Annotated in this window: 6 protein-coding genes; 5 read left to right on the top strand and 1 reads right to left on the bottom strand. The window is 72.0% G+C overall.

Annotated elements, in window-relative coordinates; all coding sequences use genetic code 11:
• The first annotated feature begins 317 nt into the window (after window positions 1-317).
• From ACFRQN_RS39115 to ACFRQN_RS39100, 4 genes are all read left to right on the top strand, one after another.
• Window positions 318-1,487 carry a protein-L-isoaspartate O-methyltransferase gene (locus ACFRQN_RS39115; protein WP_380745394.1) on the top strand — a complete coding sequence of 390 codons (1,170 nt, stop codon included), beginning with the start codon at window positions 318-320 and terminating at the stop codon, window positions 1,485-1,487.
• 70 nt (window positions 1,488-1,557) lie between these two features.
• Window positions 1,558-1,704 carry a hypothetical protein gene (locus ACFRQN_RS39110; protein ID WP_380745392.1) on the top strand — a complete coding sequence of 49 codons (147 nt, stop codon included), beginning with the start codon at window positions 1,558-1,560 and terminating at the stop codon, window positions 1,702-1,704.
• Window positions 1,705-1,888: 184 nt separating this feature from the next.
• Window positions 1,889-3,208: an ATP/GTP-binding protein gene (locus tag ACFRQN_RS39105; RefSeq protein WP_380745390.1), complete on the top strand. Its 1,320-nt coding sequence runs from the start codon at window positions 1,889-1,891 to the stop codon at window positions 3,206-3,208.
• Window positions 3,159-3,791 carry an RloB family protein gene (locus ACFRQN_RS39100; protein WP_380745388.1) on the top strand — a complete coding sequence of 211 codons (633 nt, stop codon included), beginning with the start codon at window positions 3,159-3,161 and terminating at the stop codon, window positions 3,789-3,791. Before ACFRQN_RS39105 ends, ACFRQN_RS39100 begins: the two co-directional genes overlap by 50 nt.
• A gap of 9 nt (window positions 3,792-3,800) precedes the next feature.
• On the opposite strand, the gene ACFRQN_RS39095 is transcribed toward ACFRQN_RS39100, so the two are convergent.
• On the bottom strand, window positions 3,801-5,060 hold the full coding sequence (locus ACFRQN_RS39095) for a hypothetical protein (RefSeq protein WP_049649075.1): 1,260 nt from the start codon (window positions 5,058-5,060) through the stop codon (window positions 3,801-3,803).
• 485 nt (window positions 5,061-5,545) lie between these two features.
• On the opposite strand from ACFRQN_RS39095, the gene ACFRQN_RS39090 reads away from it, so the two are divergent.
• Window positions 5,546-6,499 (top strand): DMT family transporter, encoded by a 954-nt coding sequence (locus tag ACFRQN_RS39090; RefSeq protein WP_380745386.1) that lies wholly within the window; start codon window positions 5,546-5,548, stop codon window positions 6,497-6,499.
• Window positions 6,500-6,824: the final 325 nt, after the last annotated feature.

Raw genomic sequence — 6,824 nt, 5'->3', positions numbered from 1 at the left:
GGGCCGGGGGGGGGGCGCCCCCCCCCCCCCCCCGGCGCCTACCCCGCCCCCCCCCTCCTCCCCCCGCCGGTCGGGGTGGTCCTCGCACGGTCCGGCGGGACACACACGCGCACGCGCCCCTGGCAGCTCCCGCACGCCTCTACCGCCTGGTGCGGTGCTGCGCCAGATTGGTCGCCGACCGTTGAGTACGACCGAAGGGACGCTGCGATGGGCGAGCACGAGAAGCAGCCGCCGGACCCCGGGCAGGGGACTCCGCCGCCGAACAACAGCGACAGCAAGGTCGACGTTCCGCCGCCGGGCAACGGGAAGCATAAGAAGTGACGGCGGACGACGGGGGCCTGGCCGGGCTCCGGACGCGCCTGCACGCGGAGATGGAGCGGGGCGGGGCGTGGCCGGCCGACTCGCCGTGGCTGCGCGAGGCCTTCGCCGCGCTGCCCCGGGACGGGTTCGCACCGGACAGGTTGTGGCGGTGGGACGGCCGGGCCTACGCACCGCTCGACCGCGCGGTGGATCCGGGCGGCTGGGCGGGTGAACTGTACTCCGGGGCCTACTCCGCAGCCGTCACCCAGCTCACCGGAGGACTCCCGTCGTCGTCGTTGTCCGCGCCCTCCGTGGTGGCGGACATGCTGGACAGCCTCCGCGTGGAACCGGGGCACCGGGTGTGGGACCTCGGCACCGGCCAGGGCTGGACGGCGGCACTGTCCGCCTGGCGGGCCGGGCCCAGGCTGGTGGTCGGCACCGAAGTCGACGAGCACCTGGCCGCGTTCGCCCGCACCCGACTCGCGGCCGCCGGGCTCGACGCCGAGGTGACGGCAGGCGACGGCACCGACGGCGGGGTGCCGGGTGGTGGCCAGGTCGACCGGCTGCACGCCACGTACGCCGTCGAGACCGTGCCCTGGTCCTGGGTGGAGGCGGTACGGCCCGGTGGGCGGATCGTCTACCCCTGGGGCCGGTTGGGGTACGTCGCCCTCACCGTCGCCGCCGACGGCGCCGCCGCACACGGCTGGGTCCACGGCCTGGCCCAGTTCATGGGCGACCGGACCGGTCCGGCCCAACCGAGCACGGGGCCCGCCGCCTACGCGCGGGTGCGCGGCGGTGCCGAGCCCGAGGCGCACGGGGCACTGGACCGCGACCCGGCCGGCCTGGAGGACTGGCACCTCCGGTTCGCGCTGCGCGTCGCCGTCCCGGACGCCGTGCTGTTCACCGCGCAGGGCGAGGACGGGCCCGCCACCCTGGTCCACGACGGGGACCGCTCGTGGGCCGAGATCCGTCCCCGTACGGACGGCGGGCCGCAGCTCCTCCAGGGCGGGCCGCGCCGCCTCGGCGACGAGGTGCTGGCCGCCTGGACGCAGTGGGACGCGCTGGGCCGCCCCGACCTGTACGACTACGGCATCACCGTCACCCCCGACTCCCAGTGGGCCTGGCAGGGCGCCCCGGACACCGGCCCGAGATGGCCCATCGACGGCCTGCACCCGGCCACGCGGTGACCACGAGCCCTGCCGAGCAGCCCCCGCGCCCACGCCCGGGGCGGCCGCCGCATCGGGCAATGGAGCCGCGTTGAACGACGTTCTCCGGCGATTCGGGCCGGACGAGGACTTCGCGGCGGACGTGGCGCCCGCTCGCGCCATGTCCGCCGAGTTCACCGATTTCGCCGACGAGGTGGCCATGGCCGCCGTCAGCGCCGCTGAACCTCTCTCCACCTGAGGGGCCTGCGCGAGAAGTCGGACCGGCCGACTTCCTGCGCCGGATTCGGGAGCCTCGGCGTGGGAGGTCTGTGACTCCCGGGATGGTCACTGGCGTGTGAGAGCCTGTCCACGCTTGCCCAAGGCCTGTTTGCGCGATTCACTTGCACAGAAAGGCCCCACAGCCCGCGAAGGGGGGATCACAGATGCTGTTGAACTTCAGGGTCGCGAACCACCGCTCGATCAGAGACGAGCAATCCCTACAGCTGAACCCGGTCTACGACGCGGACCGGCCGCCCGGGACGCACTGGGAAGCGGTCCCTGTGGTGGGCATCTTCGGGGCCAATGCCGCCGGCAAGTCGAACGTCATCGATGCCCTGGCGTACATGACCAGGATGGTCGTCAGCTCGCATCGCGACGCGGAGCCGGACGGGGGCGTGGCCCGTCAACCCTTCCGGCTCGAAGAGGCGGCGCGCGGGGAACCGTCCTGGTACGTGGTGGACCTGCTGATCGACGGGATCCGCTACACCTACGGGTTCAGCGTGGACGACGACCGGGTGGTCGACGAATGGCTGCACAGCTTCCCCCACGGCAGGAAGCGCAAGATCTTCGAGCGTTCGGTCGACGGGCTGGAGATCGGTGACTCGCAGCACCGGCGAGAGCTGGAGCTGGTCGAGAACATCACCGAGCCCAACGTCCTCTTCATGTCCCTCGCGGCACGCTCCCGGCAGGACGACTTCCGCCCGGTGTACGACTGGTTCGCCCGAAGCCTCCAGTTCAGCCGGCGAATGCAGGGCCCTGGCCGCATTGGTGCAGCGCGGATCCTCGAAAACCCGGACCGGCACCCTGAGTTCGTCGCGCTCCTGCGTGCCGCAGACCTCGGGATCGCGGAATGCGGCACGGAGCGTGTGCTGCTCGACGAGGAAGAGCTGCGGAAGCGCTACGGTACGCGCATTCCGTCGTGGCGGCTGGAGGAACTCGAAGAGCACGGACCGCGTGAGGTCATGCGCCCCTGGATAGGCCATCGCGGGCGCGAAGGGATCGTCAGGATGGACGTTTCCGAGGAGTCCGAGGGCACCCAGGCCCTCCTGCGGCAGGCACCTCTCTTCATGGGGGCGCTCCGTCGGGGTGGCACCTTCGTGGTGGACGAGATCGATTCGAGCCTCCACCCGATCCTGACAGCGCGCCTGATCGGGCTGTTCCAGAATTCCGAGACCAACCCGAACGGTGCCCAGCTGATCTTCACCTCGCACGATGCCAGCCTGCTCGGCCGAACCGACGGCGAGGACGTCCTGCGGCGGGACCAGGTCTGGTTCGTGGAGAAGAACGAGCACGGCGAGACGGAGCTGTTCGCCCTCGCCGACTTCAAGCCGCGCCAGGAGGAGAACCGCGAGCGGCGGTACCTCGGCGGGAGTTACGGCGGCGTGCCGTACATCGACGACGATTTTGCCAGCGCCATGGCGGCGCGGGGGGACGATGATGGCAAGGGCGGCGAAGCCGAGCGGACGCAAGCGTCCCAGTTTTGACACGGCACTGACCAGGAAGGCAGGACACCGGGAGTCGAAGCAGAGGCTCCTGGTGGTCTGTGGCGCGGAGGTGACCGAACGCGACTACCTCCAGGGGCTGAAGTCGAGTGCTCGGAATTCTGCGGTCTCCGTGAAGATCGCCGAGCACCCGAAGTCGCCCTCCCAGGTCGTCGATCGCGCCGAGTTCCTGCGTGACCAGGCCGATGGTGAGTACGACGAGGTGTGGTGTGTTCTCGACGTCGACGAGTTCCCCAACCTGGGGCAGGTCGTGGCCGAGGCACGGAAGAAGAACATCGAGGTGGCGTTCTCCAATCCGTGTTTCGAGGTGTGGCTCCTGCTGCATTTCACGGAATACCGCCGTCCGGCCCGTTCATTCAGGGAACTCCTGCCAGTCCTTGAGAGAACCTTCCCGGCCGGATACGAGAAGACCGGCGTGAAGTTCGACCACTACGAACCGCACTGGCGGCTGGCGGCGAGCCGGGCGAAGCAGCTGGCGGAGCCCGGGAGCGAGCACGAGACCAATCCGTCCACCGGCGTGTGGAAGCTCGCGCTCGCCATCGGGGGTGGCCAAGCCGGGTCGTGACGTCCCGGGTCAGGAGATCGAGAAGCCCATCTGGTTGACCACCGGCGTCATCGGCACGTACAGCACCTGCGCGTAGCAGGTCGTCTGGTGCGCCGTCGATCCGGGCGGGCAGGCGACCTCCGACCTGGCGGCGACGATGACGCCGCGGGCCTCCATGTCGCCGTTCGGGCCGGACGGGTTCGCCAGTGCGGGGCCGCCGCTGTCGCCCTTCGCGGCGACCGCCCGCCGGTCGCCGCCCTTCGACTCCGCGATGTCCACCGGCTTGATCTTCGTACCCTCGTCGTTCGTCGTCTCCACGTCGACCCGCTTGACCTGCACGTCGCACCTCCACCCCGACTGGGCGCCGCTCAGGCAGATCAGGTCCCCGACGTTGTTCCGCCCGGCGCCGTACGTGTGCCGGGACGAGCCGCCGTTGTCCGACCAGGAACCGTCGTAGAACCGGCCGCCGCCGTTCCCGTTGACCGCGATCATGCCGACGTCCAGGCCGTTGCCGACCGCGGCCAGGTCGCCGATGTAGCTGCCGGTGCCGTTGTAGTACCGGCCGCCGCCGCAGTGCGCGGCGGTCAGCACCACCTTCGTCCCGCCCTTCCAGCCGCTGAACGCCGTCGAGCAGAACGACGCCTTTCCGGTGTTCACCTCGGCGCCCGCGTAGTACGGCGCGCTGTCGGAGTGCCGGTTGCCGGACAGCGCCACCGGTGTCTCCTCGACGCCGGCCGACACCGGCATCCCGGCGATCTCGGCGGCCCGCGAGGAGTACGCCTGCACGGTCGCGTCGCCGCCGGTCAGCTGCTTCGCCGGCGCCGGCGCGTACGTGATCGCGATGGCGGTGCCGTCCTCCTGCGGGCCGATCGACGTCCACGCGTCCCGCGCCACCGCGGCCGTGAACCGGTCGATCGCGGCGCGCATCTCCGCGCGGGAGTACGGGCTCGGATGGACGTCGACGGTGTAGCCGGGGCCGACGTCTGCGGCGTTCGCGTCCAGCAGGGAACGGACCTGGGCCGGGGTCTCGCCCTTCCAGTAGATGTCGGCGTGCTGGTTCGCCGCGTCGATCACCGTCCCGGCGTAGCCGGCCGCCGCCGGATCCCGGGACTCCACCCACTCCTGCACCGGGTCCGTCATGTGGTGGAGCAACTGCTGGGCCTTCGGATCGCGGAGCACCGGCAGGGTCACGGACAGGTAGGGCTCGTCCTTCACGACGTCGGCGGCCATCAGGGCGGAGGCGACCACGGTGGTCAGGGCCAGGGACAGCACGAGGCTGGAGCGGCGCACGAGCGGGTCCTTCCGGTGGGCCGATGGGGTCGACACTCAGCGTAGGGAGGAATGAACGGTCCGCTACGGTCCGGAAGTCGAGGGCGGGCCGCCGGTGGTTGCACGGCCGAGGAGACGCGCCCCCGGGAGGGGCGTGACGGCCTCCCGGGGGCGCGTGGGGCGGGCGGTCAGGCGTTCTGCGCCCCGAACCCCGCGACTGCCGCGAGGAGACCGTTCCTGCGGGGTGAGGACGCGTCAACGACCCTCGCCGCGTGAGAAGTCGGACCGGCCGACTTCTCACGCCCGCCGGTCGGTACCATCGACGCGTGAACCTGTACTGGCACGTCGTGCTGCCACCGCTCAGCGCCTGATCGGGCGCGCGCTTCGGTGGCTTGACCCCCCACGACCCCGGCTCGGCCCGACAGTGGCCGCCGTGGGTTGGCGGCGTGCGCCCGTTCTCGGAAACCCGTTCCCCTGACGGTCTTCGACGACGGAAGTTCACGACTGTGCCGAATCGTTTGTCCTCACCTGCCCGCACCCTCCCCACGGCCCCCCGCCGCGCCCGCCGCACCCGCCGCACCCGCCCGCGCGGCGGCGTGGCGCCGATCCTGACCGCCGCCGTGCTCTGGGGCACCACCGGGACGGCCAGTTCGCTGGCACCCGCAGGCGCCCCGGCCGCGGGAATCGGAGCCGCCGGGCTGGTCCTCGGCGGGCTGCTCCTCTTCCTCACCGACCGCACCGCCCGCGTACTCCCCCGGAAGTGCGGGCCGCACGAGCGGTGGCTGCTCGCGGCCGGCGCCATCGCGGTCGCCGGATACCCGGTGACCTTCTACCCGGCGGTGAGCCGTACCGGCGTGGCCGTCGCCACCGTGATCGCGCTCGGCAGCGCGCCGGTGTTCACCGGACTGCTCGGCTGGCTCACCCGACAGGGACGGCCCGGCGGACGCTGGGCCGGGGCCACCGCGCTGGCCGTACTCGGCTGCGCCCTCCTCGTGCTCGGCCCCGAACTCGCGGGCGGCAGCGCGACGGTGGACCTGCCGGGCGTGCTCCTGGCCGCGCTCTCGGGACTCTCGTACGCCGTCTACTCGCTGATCGGCGGGCGGCTGATCGCCGGCGGACACCCCTCCGGCGGGGTGATGGGCGCGATGTTCGGCGGCGGAGCGCTGATCGTCCTCCCGGTACTGCTGTGCGGCCCCACGGGCTGGCTGCTCACGCCGCGCGGGGCAGGCGTGGTGCTGCACCTCGCGGTGATCACCACCTTCCTCGCCTACTGGCTCTTCGGCCACGGCCTACGCCACACCACCGCCCAGACCGCCACCACCCTGACCCTCGCCGAACCCGCCGTCGCCGCAGTACTCGGCGTAGCCGCCCTCGACGAACACCTGCCCACCGCCTCCTGGTACGGCCTCGCCATCCTCGCCGGAGGCCTGGCCTTCCTGGCCCTCCCAGCCCGCCGGTAGCGGCCCCGGGGGTGCTCGCACTGCAGGAACGCTGCCGAGGGGACAACCGCGCGATGTGGCCGGGCACTTTCCCCGACTGCTGTCCCGGATCGCCTGTGGGGGCGCAGGTCTGTCGGTGAACTGACCGATGCCGTACGCCCGCTGAGGTTCGTCGTCCGTGCCGTTCCTACTCGACCTGCTCGGGGCACCGCACATGGTCCGCAAGGCCGAGTCGCCGTCGCGGGCTCGCCGTCTCGGCCGGAGGGCTGGCCTTTCCTGGCGCTCCCGGCTCGGCGGTAGGGGCCTCGGCCCGCGCGAGAAGTCGGACCGGCCGACTTCTCGCGCG

The organism is Kitasatospora sp. NPDC056800, assembly GCF_042789775.1.
Taxonomy (GTDB): Bacteria; Actinomycetota; Actinomycetes; order Streptomycetales; family Streptomycetaceae; genus Kitasatospora.
Note: the sequence above shows the minus strand (reverse complement) of the source record. Positions and strands in the feature narration are given on the sequence as shown.

Coding starts and splice junctions, on each gene's coding strand:
- ACFRQN_RS39105 (WP_380745390.1), top strand. CDS start 1,889: ATGCTGTTGAACTTCAGGGTCGCGAACCACCGCTCGATCAGAGACGAG.
- ACFRQN_RS39100 (WP_380745388.1), top strand. CDS start 3,159: ATGATGGCAAGGGCGGCGAAGCCGAGCGGACGCAAGCGTCCCAGTTTT.